Here is a 15924-nt window from a genome sequence, read left to right as displayed (position 1 = left end):
GTGTTAATGATTGATTTTTCATCTGGAAACTCGGTTAACGACACTCCATACTCCGCCAGAGGGAGCGCGTTGGTCCGCAGCGCGTAGCAAGAACAATGGCGAGTTTATAAAAATATGGCTTCGGACAGACAGAATCTGCAGGACGCGTTCCTGAACAATGTACGTAAGGCAAAGGTCCCGGTCACAATTTTCCTGATCAACGGTGTGAAATTGCAAGGTGTGATCACGTGGTTTGATAACTTTTGCGTGTTGTTGCGTCGCGACGGACAGTCGCAGCTGGTTTATAAGCACGCGATCTCGACCATCATGCCATCACAGCCGATCAACCTGTATGAGGGCGAAGACGCCTCTTGATGGAACATGACAGGACGCGCACCCGTGCCTGGGTGCTGCATCCGGAAATCAAGTCAGATGAACAGCGTCGTGTCCCCGAACCGGCGCTGGCAGAGGCGGTTGCACTGGCCGCTGCGTTGCCCGACCTCGACGTGGTCGGCTCTGAAATCGTGCGCCTGCCGCGGGCGCAGGCCGGGTTGTTGTTCGGCAGTGGTAAGATCGAAGAACTGGCCGAGCGGCTACATGACAATGAAATTGAGTTGGTGCTGATCGACGGCCCGGTGACACCCGTTCAGCAACGAAACCTCGAAAAAGCGTGGAAGGTCAAAATCCTCGACCGGACCGGGCTGATCCTTGAGATTTTCAGCGACCGCGCCCGAACACGTGAAGGTGTTCTACAGGTCGAGATGGCCGCGCTCAGCTATCAACGGACACGATTGGTACGCGCCTGGACCCACCTGGAACGCCAGCGCGGCGGATTGGGTTTTGTGGGCGGCCCCGGCGAGACGCAGATCGAAGCCGACCGGCGCGCCATTGACGAACAACTTGTTCGCTTGCGGCGGCAGTTGCAGAAGGTGGTCAAGACCCGCACCCTGCACCGTGCGGCCCGTGCCAAGGTGCCGTATCCGATTGTGGCGTTGGTGGGTTATACCAACGCGGGCAAGTCCACTCTGTTCAACCGTCTGACCGGGGCCGAGGTGATGGCCAAGGACATGCTGTTCGCCACGCTTGACCCGACCATGCGCCGGGTAGAGCTGCCCGATGGCCCCGAGGTGATCCTGTCAGACACGGTGGGCTTTATCTCGAACCTGCCGACCGAGCTGGTGGCGGCTTTCCGCGCCACGCTCGAGGAAGTGTTGGGCGCGGATATCGTCGTGCATGTGCGCGACATCAGCCATGAAGAGACCGACGAACAGGCTCGCGATGTCGAAACGATCCTGACCTCGCTGGGTGTGGATGACGCGCGCCCTCGGCTTGAGGTCTGGAACAAGATCGACCTGTTGACCGACGACAATCGCGAAGCCGCCATAGCCCGCGCCGAGCGTGATCCTGCGGTTTTTGCCATCTCGGCGGTGACGGGCGACGGGGTTGATGTGCTGCTGACCGAGATCGCCACCAAGCTGCAAGGCGTCCGTCACGAGATCACCCTGACGCTCAGCTTTGCCGAAGGCGACAAACGCGCGTGGCTGTTCCGTCAGGATGTCGTGCGGACCGAGGAGCAGACTGAGGATGGCTTTAAGATCACCGTTTTGTGGACGGATAAACAGGCGGCGCAGTTCGCCGCCTTGTAGGCACTATGCCCCGTCGATCTGCCGCTGGTAATCGTCAGCATCGAACCAGCCTAGCGAGGATTTGACCTTGTTGTCCGCGGTCAGTTCCCATTCTTCCCAGCCTCGGGCGACGACGTGGTTGCCGGTCTGTGCATGGTGCCCTTCAAGGGTCCAAACAAAGATGGCGTGGCTCCCCGCCCAACGCAGCATGTCGCAGCGCACTTCAAGATCCGGGAAGTCTGCATAGAACCCGCGTGCCATCTCGGCCACCGCAGCGCGACCGACAATGGGCTCGCCCCGATTGATGATGATTTGCCCGTCGGGTGCATAGAAACTTGCAACGGCGTCCGGGTCGCCTGAACTCCACGCGATTGCATAGTCGCGCGCAAGATTGTTCATCGTATCTCTAATACTGGCCATCAATTCCCCCCGGTCTCAAATCGTTTCACCTTGAGATCGTAAGCCAGAACAAGGGTCTGCGTCCACGAAACCTTGGTTTCAGGGCAATGTCTTGCCTAAAACCCGGTTGTCAGCGCGGGGTCAGGTGGGTCACGCCGACCGCCGCCGCACGCGCCAGATCAAGGTCCAGCGACATCGGGATGTATTCCCCGCGCCGCCAGAGTTGCGCCTGATCGTCATAGTAGCGCGACAGGAAATGGCCCGACTGACCTGTGGCCGTGATAAAGACCGAGCTGTCAGGGTCGGCGAAATCATAGACGCCCCGATACCCCGCGCCATGTACGTTCTGGAATGGGTCCGGCCCTTCGCCCGAGGTACGCCCCCGCAGCAAAGTATTGTCGCCGCCGCTGGTGGATTGACGGATGTTGACGAAGAACCGCAGAACCGGAACCGAGCCCAGAACCGGGTGATCATGGGTGGCCTGATGTGCATCGCCCCAACGCAGAGATTCCAGCGCGCCACCGTATTTCTCGGAAATCCAGATCAGCGCATCGTCCAGCGCCAGTCGCGCCATGTCAGTGCAGGTTTCGACCGGTGCGCTTTGACGGACGTCACACCAAACTGACGCGCCGTCGATGTCGCGGTAGACGCGCTCGATGAACAGCGGCTCGACATGTTTGTATTCCGCGGCTAGCGGGCCCAGCTCGTCCGAGATCAGGCGGATTTGTAGCGCCCGCAACCAGGCGGCATAAATCAGCGGTTCGGGCAGGTGCTCGTTCATCTCGCCGTTCCATTCGGCCAGCAGACCAAGCGCGATCTGGCGCTGGCGTTCGGGCGTGCCTTCGGGTGCAGAGGCACCGGTGAACCACAGGTCCGCACCGATCAGCGGCAGAAGCGAGCGGGCTGTGAAACTGACCGTGTCTAGCTGCGCCTCGATAAAGCTGTCGCGGGTGTGCACTTCGCGCGATTGCATCAAACGCTGCCAGCGGTGAATGCGCTGTGTGTCGCCCCATTCGTATGAAACATGTTCGGGAAAGGGTCGGTCGATGATCTTGTTGTTGGTATTGCCCAAAATGCCGCCCGCCGGGGCCACAAATTCGGGGTTGTCGGCATAGGGCAGGCGACCTTGCCAGCGGTTCTCGTTCAGCCAGCCGGGCGTCGGGATACGGCCCCGGCTTTGGTTGCGCAAGGCGCGGCGTGGCATGGCCCCGATCAGTTTCATCCCGATGGTGGTCCGATCGACCAGCGATAGGTTCTGTGACGGAGCGATATAGCCCTCGGCTGCTTCGATCCCTTGCCGCACGCTGTTGGCATTCATCAGGGCCAATGCGGCGGACATGGAGGTGTCCTGCGCACTCAGCGCGGTCCAAGACAATGAAGTCACGTGACCGGGTGGAGTGATCGTTTCCAGATCATAGTGGCTGCCGGGCAGCACAGGTCCGTTCTCGGTCCAGCGCAGGGTCAGGGTGATCGGGGCTTCGTCCTTGATCTCGATGATCGAGGGGCGCGCGCGGAAGGCTTTGAACCCGTCCGGTGTTTCGTATTCCTCGGGGTTGTCGGGGTTGAGCCGTTCGATATGCACATCCTGATCGTCCAGATAGGACGAGGTCAGTCCCCATCCCAGCCGATCACTGCGCCCGGCCATGACCGCAGGCACACCAGGGATTGTCGCGCCGATCACGCCGCCTTTGGCCAGCTCTAACCGTGCCAGATACCAGACGCCAGGTGCGGTGAAGCCCAGATGTGGGTCATTGGCCAACAGCGTGCCGCCAATAGCCGAGCGTGAGGGGGCAGCTGTCCACGCGTTAGACGCGCCTGCAAGGCCGCGCTTGGGGAAAGGTGACAGCGGGCTATCGGGCATCGGCGTGCCATGGGCATAGCGCGGAAGTCCGGGAAAGAGCGTGGCATATTCCGGCAGAGCCGCGATCCCGGCACCGGGTACATCGGGCAGGATATCGGCCAACCGAGCCGAGTCGTTCAGCATAAGCGAAGTGCGCGCTCGCAGCACCTCGTCCTCAAGGTGGCCGGACAGTTGCAGCGCCATCAGCTTGATGACGGCAAGGCTGTCTCCGGGCTGCCAAGGCGAAACGGGGGCGTTGAACAGAAACATCTCGGGCGCGCCGCGGCCAAGGGCCATTTCGTTGATCTCGTCCAAACGCGCATTCACGCCCGCCGCATAGGCCCGCAAGGCGGCTTTGGTATAGTCGTCCTGTACCTGAAACGAGCGATGCGCCAGACCGTACAGGTCCAACCGGCGCAGCAGCTTGTCGATATTGACCGTGCGTGCACCGAAGACCTCGGACAGGCGACCTTGGGCGGTGCGGCGCATGACGGTCATCTGCCACAAACGATCCTGCGCGTGGGCGTAGCCCAGCCCAAAGAACACATCCGGGTCGGATTGACCCAGAACATGGGGTACATTTGCGGTGTCTCGTACGATTTCGACAGGAGCGGTCACGCCCCGCACGGCGACGGTCTGGTTATACTCGGGCAGGGATTGGCTGGCCAAGAAATAAACCAGAAGCACAGCCCCCAGCGTCAACATGACAAGGGCCGAGGTGATACGCACCAACCAGCGAAAAACTATACCCATCTGCGGTCCATAATCCGTTCCGTCAAACCTTGTTCGCAGAGTAAAGGAAGGCTGTACCAACCGAAAGAGGAACGCCACGAAATATGCAGGTTTAACTCTGCTTTAGAAACGCGAAACCCCGCCACAACCGTTGGGCCATGACGGGCACTTAGCGAGGGGGTGGTATTTCAGCTTTACGGAATGATCCGCGTATATTTTGTGCCCTCGACGGTCGCCCCGATTTGCAGACCCGCTTGACCAAACACAGCCGCCAGAACAGGCGAGCGCAGTGTCGTCGTGTCGGTCGAAAGGCTGTCACCCTGATCGCTGACCACGTAGCCGATGTCGGCTCCGGCGGTCCAACCGCTGGCGCGGCGGAAGTCGTTCAGCGCATCTTGTGTCATGAAGAACAGAACATGCGCATACTGCTGGGCGCCGATCTGTAAGCCGGCGGTGCCTTTGACGGCTGAGTAGTAGTCTACTGTTGCCCCGTTGATGCGCAGCGCGCCACGCCCAAAACCGCCGCCGAAGACAAAACCTGCTTCGGTGATCAGTGGCATGACTAGCATACCATTGGCCTTGTTGGCGATCTCAACAGTGTTGGGATAGCTCGCATACATTTCGGTCAACGTCGCATCGACGCGAGCGTCGATCGTTGCCGCATTGGAATTGCCGACGCCATTGCCACAGGCGGCGGTCACGGTCAGACCGGCCATGCCAAGCGCAAAGCCACGACGGTTCAGTCGGGGAAGGTTGGAACTGCTCATATGTTTTCTCTGTATAACTGCCTGATTTGCCGGGTGATCCCGATCTTATGTGCAAGACTACGCCGATTGCGGCGTCCTGTCACGGGAAAGCTGCCGCCGCACTCATCACAATCGGCGAAAAACCGCGTCACACTGGAATTTTATCCTTGCAAGAGGCGTGCGACCGTGGGCGCGAAATAGGTCAGGATGCCGTCACAGCCCGCGCGCTTGAAGGCCAGCAGGCTTTCCAGCATCACCTTTTCTCCGTCGATCCAACCGTTTTGCGCCGCCGCTTGAACCATCGCGTATTCGCCTGAAACCTGATAGGCATAAGTGGGCGCGCCAAAGGCGTCCTTCACACGGCGACAGATATCCAGATAGGGCATCCCGGGTTTGATCATCACCATGTCTGCGCCCTCGGTCAGATCGCGCTCGATCAATCGCAAAGCCTCGTTCGAGTTGGCGGGATCCATTTGATAAGTTTTCTTGTCTCCGGTCAGCGCACCCGACGCGCCCACGGCATCGCGGAACGGCCCGTAAAAAGCGCTGGCATATTTCGCGGCATAGCTGAGGATCATCACGTTGTGATGCCCGGCGTTTTCCAAAGCACGGCGCATTTCCCCGATGCGTCCGTCCATCATGTCCGATGGTCCGATGATATCAGCCCCGGCCTCGGCCTGCGCCAGCGTCATTTTGACCAGTGCCTCGACGGTCTGATCGTTCACAATCTCGCCATCCACGACGTATCCGTCGTGACCGTTGATGTTGTAAGGGTCCAGCGCGACGTCCGTCATAACCGCGATATCGGGGGCGGCGGACTTGATGGCCCGGATCGCCCGGTTCGACAGATTGTCGGGGTTCCACGCCTCGGCGCAATCTTCGGTTTTCAAGCTCGGGTCGGTATAGGGAAAGATGCAAATTGCCGGAATCCCCAATGCTTGAGCCTCAACAGCGGCTTTTGCGATCATATCGACCGAGCGGCGGACGACACCGGGCATCGAAGGCACGGGCTCTTCCACGCCTTCTCCATCGCGCACAAACACCGGCCAGATCAGGTCATCTGTGGTCAGAACGTTCTCGCGCACCAGTCCGCGGATGGCTTCGGACTGGCGGGCCCGGCGAAAGCGCGTCAGGGGATAAGGGGCGATGGTCGGTTTCATGTCGCGCTCTCCTTGAATATTCGTGCATTGGGTGGCATGAATTCGGCGTAGTCTCAAGGGTAACGATCGACGCGGGTCCCTCAGGACAGTGAATTAAAGGGCTGACGCGTGGACTTGTTTTCTTCGATTTTCGAAATCATCGATATGCGCAGCTTTTCGAACCTGTGGTATTGGATCGGGCTGGCCGTTTTGTGGTCGACCGCCAGCCATTGGTCGATGGGTGTGCCGTTTGATCTGGTTCAGCGCGCCCGCCGGATCGGGGGGCAGAGCGAGCAGGATCTGCTGGACATCGTCCGGATCAACCGCAATCGGCTGCTTTATATTGTCGAGGTGTCGGGACTTGCGCTGCTGGGGCTAAGTTGTTTTTTCTTCACCGGGCTGGCCATGCTGGGCTTTGTCTATGGCGTGGAATTTGCGCAGGCGGTGTTTTTACTGATGTTTCCACTGGTGTTGGTAACGTTCATCAATATCTCGGCCGCGCGCAAGTTGAGCCGGGTTGAACCTGAATTGGCCTTTGTGGCGAAAACCCTCACGCGGTGCAGGATCTATACGCAGATCGTGGGGATGATTTCGATCTTGATTACCTCGCTTTGGGGTATGTATCAGAACTTTTCCATCGGCGTTCTGGGATAGAGAATTCGGAAAGGTTAGGCGATGAAGGCTCCGAACCATGTCACGGTTGGCGGCGCCCCCGAAGGGTTTGACGCACAGCTTGTCCTGAACGAGATCGCCCGGTCCGGCGGGCCGGTGTGTCATGTGGCGCGCGACGACAAAAGGCTTGAGGCGATGCGAGCAGCCCTTGCCTTTTTTGCGCCCGACATGCCGGTCTTTGTGTTTCCCAGCTGGGATTGTCTGCCCTTTGACCGGGTCTCGCCCAACGCTGATATCGCCGCCGCGCGCGTGGCGACGCTGGCTGCGTTAGTGCACCAGATGCCAGATCAGTTCGTGCTGCTGACCTCGTTGAACGCGGCCACCCAGCGGGTGCCCGCCCGAGAGGTTCTACGCGAGGCGGCCTTTACCGCTCGTGTGGACCACCGCGTGGATGAGGCCGCGCTGCGCAATTTCCTTGTGCGCATGGGCTTCACCCAAAGCCCCACGGTGATGGAACCCGGCGACTATGCCATTCGCGGCGGCATCATCGACATCTTCCCTCCGGGCGAATCCGGCCCCGTGCGTCTGGACCTGTTCGGAGATGTTCTGGACGGCGCGCGCCGGTTCGATCCTGTCTCGCAGCGCACTACCGAAAAGCTGGAGGTGGTGGAGCTGGCCCCGGTGTCCGAGGTCATTCTGGACGATGCTGCCATCACGCGCTTCCGCCAGAACTATCGTATCGAGTTCGGCGCGGCGGGCACCGACGACCCTCTGTACGAGGCGGTCAGCGCAGGGCGCAAACATCAGGGCATCGAACACTGGCTGCCTTTCTTTCACGAAAAGCTGGAAACGCTGTTCGACTATCTTCCCGACGCAACGATCACCGTAGATGATCAGGTCACACCCGCACGTCTGGCGCGGTGGGATACGATTGCTGATCAGTATGAGACCCGGCGTTTGGCGCTGGAAAACCGGTCCCGAATGGATACGGTTTATAAGCCGACCCCGCCCGGATTGCTCTACCTGGATGATGCCGCATGGGAGCAAGCGATCGGTGATCGTCGGGTGCTGCAATTCAGCCCGCTACCACAGGCTAGCGGGCCGGGTGTAATCGACGCGGGCGGGCGGATCGGGCGTAACTTTGCGCCTGAGCGGCAGCAGGAAAGCATCAGCCTGTTTGGCGCTCTGGCCGCGCACATCACCGACAAGATGGCCCAAGGCCCGGTGCTGATCGCCTCCTATTCCGAAGGCGCACGCGAACGCCTGACCGGGTTGATCGAAGACGAAGGCTTGGCCGAGGCGATCCCCGTTACCGACGGCACCCGCGTCGGCAAACGGGGCCTGCATCTGGCCGTCTGGGCGCTGGAGCATGGGTTTGAAACCCCCGACTTGACCGTTATCGCTGAACAGGACGTGCTGGGCGACCGCCTGATCCGCCAGCCAAAGAAGCGCCGCAAGGCCGAAAATTTCCTGACTGAGACTCAATCCCTGACCCCCGGTGATCTCGTGGTGCATGTGGATCACGGCATCGGCCGCTATCAGGGGATGGAGGTCGTCACCGCCGCTGGTGCTGCCCATGAGTGCTTGCTGCTGGAATACGCCGAACAGTCCAAGCTGTACCTGCCGGTCGAAAACATCGAGCTGCTGTCGAAATACGGCCATGACGAAGGTCTGCTGGATCGTCTGGGCGGCGGCGCATGGCAGGCCAAGAAAGCCAAGCTGAAAGAGCGCATCCACGAGATGGCGGACAAGCTGATCCGCATCGCCGCCGAACGCGCGCTGCGAAAGGCTCCTGTGATGGATCCGCCGCCTCACGCATGGGAAGAGTTCAGCGCTCGTTTTCCCTATCAAGAGACGGACGACCAATTGCGCGCGATTTCCGAGGTGATGGAAGACATGCATTCCGGCGCGCCGATGGATCGCCTGATCTGTGGCGATGTGGGTTTCGGCAAGACCGAGGTCGCAATGCGCGCCGCCTTTGTCGCCGCCATGTCAGGCGTTCAGGTCGCGGTGATCGCGCCGACAACGCTGCTGGCCCGTCAGCACGCCGCCTCGTTCAAAGAGCGCTTTCGGGGTTTCCCGCTTGAAGTGCGGCAACTCTCTCGTTTCGTTTCAGCGAAAGAAGCGCAGCAAACCCGCGACGGGCTGGCACGCGGCACCATGGATATCGTGATCGGTACTCACGCATTGCTGGCCAAAGGTATTCGGTTCAACAATCTGGGCCTGCTGATCATTGACGAAGAGCAACATTTCGGCGTCGGCCACAAAGAGCGCTTGAAACAACTGCGCAGCGACATCCACGTCCTGACCCTGACCGCCACGCCGATCCCGCGGACATTGCAACTTTCCCTCACAGGCGTGCGCGACCTGTCGATCATTGGCACGCCACCCATCGACCGCCTGGCCATCCGCACCTATGTCAGTGAGTTCGACGCGGTCACCATCCGCGAGGCCTTGCTGAGAGAACACTATCGCGGTGGGCAGAGTTTCTACGTGGTCCCGCGTATCTCGGACTTGCCTGAGATCGAAGAGTTCCTAAAGGAACAACTGCCGGAACTGACCTATGTGGTCGTCCACGGTCAGATGGCGGCAGGTGAGCTTGATGATCGGATGAACGCCTTTTACGATGGCAAATACGATGTGTTGCTGGCTACGACGATTGTGGAAAGCGGGCTTGATATTCCTACCGCGAACACGATGGTCGTACACCGCGCCGATATGTTCGGCCTGGCGCAGCTCTACCAAATCCGAGGCCGGGTGGGACGTTCAAAAACCCGCGCCTACGCCTACCTGACCACCAAGCCTCGTGCCCGCCTGACAGCCACAGCCGAGAAACGTCTGCGGGTTCTGGGCTCGTTGGACACGCTGGGCGCCGGGTTCACGCTGGCCTCTCAGGATCTGGATATTCGCGGCGCGGGCAATCTTCTGGGCGAAGAACAATCCGGCCAGATGCGCGACGTGGGCTACGAGCTTTATCAGTCGATGCTGGAAGAGGCGATTGCCAAGATCAAAGCTGGCGAGATGGAAGGGCTGTCGGATGCCGATGATCAATGGGCGCCGCAGATCAATCTGGGTGTCCCGGTTCTGATCCCCGACGACTACGTACCCGATCTAGACGTGCGTCTGGGCCTTTATCGCCGTTTGTCCTCGCTGTCGACCAAGGTCGAGTTGGAAGGCTTCGCCGCCGAACTGATCGACCGGTTCGGCAAATTGCCGAAAGAGGTAAACACCTTGATGCTGGTCGTTCGCATCAAAGCCATGTGCAAACGCGCAGGTATCGCCAAGCTGGATGGGGGCCCAAAGGGTGCTACCATTCAGTTCCACAACGACAAATTCGCGTCTCCGCAAGGGCTGGTCGAATTCATCCAAAACCAACGTGGCATGGCTAAGGTCAAAGACAACAAGATTGTGGTGCGGCGGGACTGGAAGAATGACGGTGACAAGATCAAGGGGGCGTTTGCGATTGCCCGTGATCTGGCCGAGAAAGTCATCGCCCAGAAAAAGAAGTCCAAAACCAGTTGAAACCGGTGGAAGGGGGCGCTGCCCCCGGCGCGCGTGTCGCGCGACTCCCCCGGGATATTTAAGGCCAGATGAACGGGGGATCCCAGCTTCATCTGGCTAAAAATATCCCCGCCGGAGGCATCGCGCTTTAGCGCGATTTAGCTTTGCATCGCGGCTTGGGCGCAGAAACACGAAGCTGCGACCGCCCGGTCGGCCCGAGCTAGAGCGAGGTCTAGCCGTTGTTTGATCTGTTGGATTTCGAGCGTTTCATTCCGCGCCTTGAGGCAATCATGCAGGCCCTTGAGGCTCCAGACATTGTCCGGGTGGATCGAGGCGCGGCTGAGCGTTCCGCCCAGACCCAGATCTTCCCGATATACGGCTTCGGCCTGGGTCACGTGACCTTGTTCGAACAAAAGCGCCCCAAGCGCGTGGCGGGTGGGCTGCATCCAGCCCCATGGCTCGTCGTAGGGCAGCGTGTCATCCAAATCGACCGAGCGGCGAAGGTGCGTGTATGCCGCTTCATAGTTTTCTTTGCGGTATTCGATCTCACCCCGCAGCATTTCACTGGCGATTTCCAGCAGGTCGATGACTCGGTTGTTGTGTAGGCGGCGGGCCTCGGGCACGCGGGCTTTGGCGGCGTGGAACAGGGATTCTTCCGCTTCGGCTTCGGCAACCTCTCCGGTCGCAGCATGGGCGAGTGCGCGGGCATAGTGGGTTGTGGCCGTGAGCGTTCGGTAGAGGTCGGGGTCATCCGGCAGGTCTAGCGTTTTGGCCTCGGCCCAACGACCAAAGCGGATCAGGATGTGAGGTTTCATGGACAGATAGGCTTCGAAGAAATCAGCCATCGGCGGGCTTTCGATACGCAGCATCTCTTCCGGGGTTGTGTCCCACATTGCCTGATTTGCGGCCAGAGCCGGTGCCATCTGACCCAAAAAGAGCGCGCCATATATTGCGAAGTGGTAATTGTGCAGCCGATAGCCGGTATAGATCGTAAAGGCGCCTTCGCGCTCGTAATACTTCACGTCCGCGACCGAGGCCTGCTGGTTCCATTGAACGACATCGTGGTAGTGGCCGCACAGGACGTCGATATGGGTGGGCATGTGAACCAGGTGCCCGGCCTCGGGAACCAGTCTGCGCAGCACGTCGCCTGCCTTGAGCGCTTTTTCCGGGGTTGGCGACATCTCCATCAGGTGCACGTAAAGGTGTAGCAAGCCGGGATGAGACATGGCAGCAGGATCGTCGGTCATGGCGTCTTCCAGCGCGGTTTGCGCCTCAAACGTTGCGGCACCTTCGGCAGGTTGGCCTGTCTTCAGGTCCCACATTTGCCAGGGGGTGAGGTTCAATAGCGCCTCGACATAAACCGTGCGCAGGTCCAGATTGCCGGGCTGCGCGGCAAAGGCGTCACGCATGGCTTCGGCAAAGTCATGGTCCCAGCTGTGCATGTCGGGGATTGGTTCGCGCTGCGGATAGCGTGCGGGTAGGGCGTTGATCAGCGCTTGTTCGACCGGGTTGCAGATTGAGGCCAGAGCCAGTGCCTGCTGCGCTGCGTCATAGGCTTGCTCGAGCGACTTTTTCTTCCCGCGGTCATCTCGCAAATCCCAGGGAAGGTTATAGTTAGGACCCGCCGCATAAGCGATACCCCAAAAGGCCATGGCACAGTCCGGGTCGGCCTCGGCAGCGCGCTGGAAACAGGCGACGGCCTCGTCATGGTTATAACCGTAGGTCCAGTTCAGCCCCCGATCGAACCAAAGCTGCGCGTCGTGTGAAGTCGTAGTGATCGGGCAGGAATATGGGCCCAGATCGTAATAGTCGCTCATTTCAGTCTCCCCTCGGGTCGAGCGGAGGTTAGCGCGTTTCAATCAAGCTGCACAGGTCAGACGAGTAGTCTGTTTTCGATCCGGCCCATATGCAGCATCAGGCCGAAACCCAATGTGCTCATGGTCAGTATACCCGCGCCCAGAGGCAGGATCGAACCGTCAAAGAGCAGACCGATTGGGCCAGCGATCAGCGCGGCCAGAACGGTTGAAACCGAACCGATCACCGAAGCCGCCATGCCCGCGATATGGCCCATCGGTTCCATCGCGATGGCGTTGAGGTTGCCCATGGTCATTCCGGCCATGAAGAACACCGCTGTCTGCCAACTGACGAATAGCGCAAAGGACAGGTTGGCCGACAGGTCGAACGAATTCAGCAGCAGCACGAATGAGGTGAACAGGATCTGACCGCCCAGCCCCCAAGTCACCAACCGTCGCATGCCCAGACGCACAACAAGGGTCGCATTCAGCAAACTGGCCGAGCCCGACATCAGTGCCACAAAGCCGAACCAGAAGGGAAAGCTGTGGGCGCTGTTGTGGATCTCGTCATAGACCTGCTGGACCATGGTCAACATGGTAAACAGCATGCCAAGGCACAGGGTCTGCACCATGATTGACAGGCGCACCGTGGGGTGGCTGAACATCTCGCGGGCGGCATCCAGCATTAGCGGCAAGCGCAAGGGACGGCGGTTTTCGGGCGTCAGCGACTCGGGCAGACGCAGGCCCATCCATACGATGGTGATCAGCGAAAACAGCATGAAGGAGACAAAGACCGCGCGCCAACCGGCCAAGGCGATCACGCCGGCGCCCATCATGGGTGCAATGGCCGGGACCAAAGTGAAAATCATCATGGCGATGGAGACGATCCGCGCCATCTCGCGCCCAGAATAGAGATCGCGGATTATGGCCATGGCGACCACACGCGGCGCGGCGCTGCCGACACCTTGCAGAACGCGGGCCAGCAGCAGCATTTCCAGCGAAGAACTTGCCCATGCGGCGGCAGCGGCAAGGATATAAAGGGCCGAGCCTACATAGATTACAGGTTTGCGCCCGAAAGCGTCCGACAACGGGCCGGTGAAGAAGGTGCCGATACCCATACCCAGCACAAAGGATGTCAGGATAAGTTGCGCCTTGTTGGTGTCATCGGGGCTAAGCTGTGCGCCGATATCGGGCAGCGCAGGCAATATCGAATCGATGGAAAACGCAATTGTTGCAAACATCATTGCGACAAGTGCGACGAACTCTCCGCGAGACATGCGACTGGCCATGGTGCCCTCCTGACCCGTTCGCGCTATCACGCGCGGTCAGGGGGCGCCAGTCATGCCAATGCACACAGACCTGTGCTAATTTGCAGGGGAGGCCTCAAGTTGAGACATGATGTCCGCGATCACGCGCTCCCACATCTCGGGCGGCTGCGCACCGGGAACGGCGTGCTGGTTGGCCACGATGAAGGTCGGGACCGAGTTCACGCCCATTTGGCGCGAGTGGCTGTCGCGGTTGCTGATATCCGAACGGTCTGCGTCTGACTTCAACAGTTTCAACACTACGGCGGCGTCCATGCCGACGCTGTCTGCAATATCGCCAAGAACCTCATGGTCTCCGATATCGCGCGCCTGGACGAAATAGGCGTCGAACAGGGCGTCCACGGCCTCGGTTTGCTTGCCCTCGATCCCGGCCCAATGGATCAGGCGGTGCGCGTCCAGCGTATTTGGGGTGCGCTTCATGCCTTCGAAGTCGATCTTCAGCCCGGCATTCTCGGCATGTTCGACCACCGGCGCATAGGCCCGCACGGCGCCTTCTTTGCCGCCGAATTTACGCTCCAGATATTCACGACGATCCATGCCGTTATCAGGCATGTCGGGGTTCAGCTGAAACGGGTGCCATTCGATGACGAAGGGGTGGTCGGGGATCGCGGCCAGCGCTTTGTCCAGATGGGTCTTGCCGATATAGCACCACGGGCAAATCGGGTCGGACATGATATCAAGCTTGACGGTCTGGGTCATTGTTGGCTCGCCTTGAAGTAGGCCGGAAGCGCCCGGCGCAGGAGTTTGCCGTTCCCACCGGTCGGCAGTTCGGGCAGATAGATAAAGGCGCGCGGTTGCTTGTAGCGCGCCAGATTTGCTTCCACATAGGTGCGCAGGTCCGCCTCGTCCAGTTCTTCCGGCCCGGTATAGAAAGCGGCGATCAGAAAAGTGTCCTGTTTGACCTCAACCGCTGCCGCTCCGACCTGCGCGATGCCTGGGTATTGCGACAGCACCGCTTCGACCTCAATCGGTGAGACCCGATAGCCGCCCGCGTTCATCATGTCATCGTCGCGCCCCAGATAAGTGATCTGGCCGTCAACGGCCATCGCCCCCTGATCTCCGGTTAAAAACCAGTCGCCCTGCATTCGCGCTTGCGCCTCGTCCGGGGCGTTCAGATAGGTCAGCATCAGGCCGGGGTCCGAACGGTGGATGGCGATGGTGCCTGCCTGACCCCGCGGTGCAGGGCCGTCGGGCCCCAGAATCGCAACGCGACGACCGGGTTGCGGTTGTCCCAATGACTCTCCCCGTGCCGGATGGTTAGGGCTGGAGGAGATGAAGGTCGAACATTCGGACATACCGTAAGCTTCGAACAGCTCGGTTCCCGTGGCGCGCATCCAGGCATGGTGCAGCGTAGGCGACAGCTTTTCCCCGGCGCACAATCCATGGCGTAGATCGGGCAGGTGCAGGTTATCAGGGGACGATACGATCTTGCGGAACACCCCCGGAGCGGCGGCAAAGATCGTGGCTTGGTGGTCGCGCAGCAAGCCGGGCAGGGCGGTCAGATCGGTGCCCGGTTCTGGGATCAGCGCCGTGGCACCGATTGTCCAGGGATCCATCAACCCGGTGCCCAGCGTATAGGTCCAGTTGAAGGCACCCGCGTGGCACAACCGGTCATCTTCGCGCAACCCGTACCAGCCATCGACCATCATCTGCCGCGCCCAGATCGCTCGATGGGCATGGGCAACGGCGCGGGGTTTGCCCGAAGTGCCGGAGGTGTAGACGACATAAGCCAAACGCTCGGGGTCGCCCATCTGGACTGTGGCGGGTGCGAGGTCCCGCATCATGGTCAGGTCGGACAAGGAAACTTGAACTGGATGAGGAGCACAAGCCACCGATGGGTCACGCAGCACAGCCGCTGGTTTCAGATCCTGAATGATTTTCGTCGTTTCTGGCTCGGTCAGTTGAGACGAGGTTGGAACGGGGACAATCCCCACCGCAATTGCGCCCAGATACGCAATCGGAAAATCAACCGTGTTTCCCAACCGCATCAACGCGATATCACCCGGGAACAGACCCGCCTGCAGCAAGCCGGCGCCTGTGCCCAGTATGGCGCGTTTCAACGCGGCATAAGTCCAATGTTGCGCGCTCTGCGCACCCAGCACTGACAAAGCGGTCTTTTCCGCAAAATCATCCGCGTGACGCAACACATGCGCAGCCAAATTGAATGGTACGGGGCAAGCTGGTGGCGGGCCTTGATCGAAGACAGACAACATGGACCTTGGCTAACGTGACG

At 60.0% G+C, this 15924-nt stretch carries 12 protein-coding genes; 4 read left to right on the top strand and 8 right to left on the bottom strand.

Annotation, left to right across the window (positions count from 1 at the left end; genetic code table 11):
- Window positions 1-114 precede the first annotated feature (114 nt).
- Both hfq and hflX read left to right on the top strand, forming a co-directional pair.
- A complete protein-coding gene (gene hfq / locus GOV80_RS00785; protein ID WP_005982826.1) occupies window positions 115-354 on the top strand; it encodes an RNA chaperone Hfq in 240 nt (79 codons plus the stop codon).
- Complete coding sequence (hflX, locus tag GOV80_RS00780) at window positions 354-1625, top strand: GTPase HflX (protein WP_170774312.1); 1272 nt, start codon at window positions 354-356, stop codon at window positions 1623-1625. The genes hfq and hflX overlap by 1 nt, the downstream gene beginning before the upstream one ends.
- 3 nt (window positions 1626-1628) lie before the next feature.
- On the opposite strand, the gene GOV80_RS00775 is transcribed toward hflX, so the two are convergent.
- From GOV80_RS00775 to hemB, 4 genes are all read right to left on the bottom strand, one after another.
- Window positions 1629-2024 (bottom strand): nuclear transport factor 2 family protein, encoded by a 396-nt coding sequence (locus GOV80_RS00775; protein WP_170774310.1) that lies wholly within the window; start codon window positions 2022-2024, stop codon window positions 1629-1631.
- Window positions 2025-2133: 109 nt separating this feature from the next.
- Window positions 2134-4596, bottom strand: a complete 2463-nt coding sequence (locus tag GOV80_RS00770; RefSeq protein ID WP_170782493.1) for a penicillin acylase family protein — start codon at window positions 4594-4596, stop codon at window positions 2134-2136.
- A 173-nt stretch (window positions 4597-4769) separates the two neighbouring features.
- Window positions 4770-5342 (bottom strand): lipid-binding SYLF domain-containing protein, encoded by a 573-nt coding sequence (locus tag GOV80_RS00765; protein WP_170774306.1) that lies wholly within the window; start codon window positions 5340-5342, stop codon window positions 4770-4772.
- Between the two features lie 140 nt (window positions 5343-5482).
- The gene (gene hemB, locus GOV80_RS00760; RefSeq protein ID WP_170782492.1) at window positions 5483-6481 is read right to left on the bottom strand and encodes a porphobilinogen synthase; all 999 of its coding nucleotides are present in this window, start codon (window positions 6479-6481) and stop codon (window positions 5483-5485) included.
- A gap of 108 nt (window positions 6482-6589) precedes the next feature.
- On the opposite strand from hemB, the gene GOV80_RS00755 reads away from it, so the two are divergent.
- Both GOV80_RS00755 and mfd read left to right on the top strand, forming a co-directional pair.
- Complete coding sequence (locus GOV80_RS00755; RefSeq protein WP_170782491.1) at window positions 6590-7114, top strand: component of SufBCD complex; 525 nt, start codon at window positions 6590-6592, stop codon at window positions 7112-7114.
- 21 nt (window positions 7115-7135) lie between these two features.
- Window positions 7136-10594 carry a transcription-repair coupling factor gene (gene mfd, locus GOV80_RS00750; RefSeq protein WP_170782490.1) on the top strand — a complete coding sequence of 1153 codons (3459 nt, stop codon included), beginning with the start codon at window positions 7136-7138 and terminating at the stop codon, window positions 10592-10594.
- Between the two features lie 137 nt (window positions 10595-10731).
- Here the strand turns inward: mfd and GOV80_RS00745 are convergent, their stop codons facing one another.
- The 4 genes from GOV80_RS00745 to GOV80_RS00730 all read right to left on the bottom strand — a co-directional run bounded on the left by GOV80_RS00745 (window position 10732) and on the right by GOV80_RS00730 (window position 15904).
- On the bottom strand, window positions 10732-12390 hold the full coding sequence (locus GOV80_RS00745) for a hypothetical protein (RefSeq protein WP_170782489.1): 1659 nt from the start codon (window positions 12388-12390) through the stop codon (window positions 10732-10734).
- A 56-nt stretch (window positions 12391-12446) separates the two neighbouring features.
- Complete coding sequence (locus GOV80_RS00740; RefSeq protein WP_170782488.1) at window positions 12447-13655, bottom strand: multidrug effflux MFS transporter; 1209 nt, start codon at window positions 13653-13655, stop codon at window positions 12447-12449.
- A gap of 75 nt (window positions 13656-13730) precedes the next feature.
- A complete protein-coding gene (locus tag GOV80_RS00735) occupies window positions 13731-14390 on the bottom strand; it encodes a DsbA family oxidoreductase (protein WP_170782487.1) in 660 nt (219 codons plus the stop codon).
- Window positions 14387-15904 (bottom strand): class I adenylate-forming enzyme family protein, encoded by a 1518-nt coding sequence (locus tag GOV80_RS00730; RefSeq protein WP_170774294.1) that lies wholly within the window; start codon window positions 15902-15904, stop codon window positions 14387-14389. Before GOV80_RS00730 ends, GOV80_RS00735 begins: the two co-directional genes overlap by 4 nt.
- Between the last annotated feature and the right edge of the window lie 20 nt (window positions 15905-15924).

Origin of the sequence: Ruegeria lacuscaerulensis (assembly GCF_013034685.1) — a bacterium.
Lineage (GTDB): Bacteria > Pseudomonadota > Alphaproteobacteria > Rhodobacterales > Rhodobacteraceae > Ruegeria > Ruegeria lacuscaerulensis_B.
This window is presented reverse-complemented; position numbering and strand designations above follow the sequence as displayed.

Coding starts and splice junctions, on each gene's coding strand:
- GOV80_RS00745 (WP_170782489.1), bottom strand. CDS start 12,390: ATGAGCGACTATTACGATCTGGGCCCATATTCCTGCCCGATCACTACG.
- GOV80_RS00770 (WP_170782493.1), bottom strand. CDS start 4,596: ATGGGTATAGTTTTTCGCTGGTTGGTGCGTATCACCTCGGCCCTTGTC.
- GOV80_RS00740 (WP_170782488.1), bottom strand. CDS start 13,655: ATGGCCAGTCGCATGTCTCGCGGAGAGTTCGTCGCACTTGTCGCAATG.
- GOV80_RS00730 (WP_170774294.1), bottom strand. CDS start 15,904: ATGTTGTCTGTCTTCGATCAAGGCCCGCCACCAGCTTGCCCCGTACCA.
- GOV80_RS00765 (WP_170774306.1), bottom strand. CDS start 5,342: ATGAGCAGTTCCAACCTTCCCCGACTGAACCGTCGTGGCTTTGCGCTT.
- mfd (WP_170782490.1), top strand. CDS start 7,136: ATGAAGGCTCCGAACCATGTCACGGTTGGCGGCGCCCCCGAAGGGTTT.
- hflX (WP_170774312.1), top strand. CDS start 354: ATGGAACATGACAGGACGCGCACCCGTGCCTGGGTGCTGCATCCGGAA.
- GOV80_RS00775 (WP_170774310.1), bottom strand. CDS start 2,024: ATGGCCAGTATTAGAGATACGATGAACAATCTTGCGCGCGACTATGCA.
- hemB (WP_170782492.1), bottom strand. CDS start 6,481: ATGAAACCGACCATCGCCCCTTATCCCCTGACGCGCTTTCGCCGGGCC.
- GOV80_RS00735 (WP_170782487.1), bottom strand. CDS start 14,390: ATGACCCAGACCGTCAAGCTTGATATCATGTCCGACCCGATTTGCCCG.
- hfq (WP_005982826.1), top strand. CDS start 115: ATGGCTTCGGACAGACAGAATCTGCAGGACGCGTTCCTGAACAATGTA.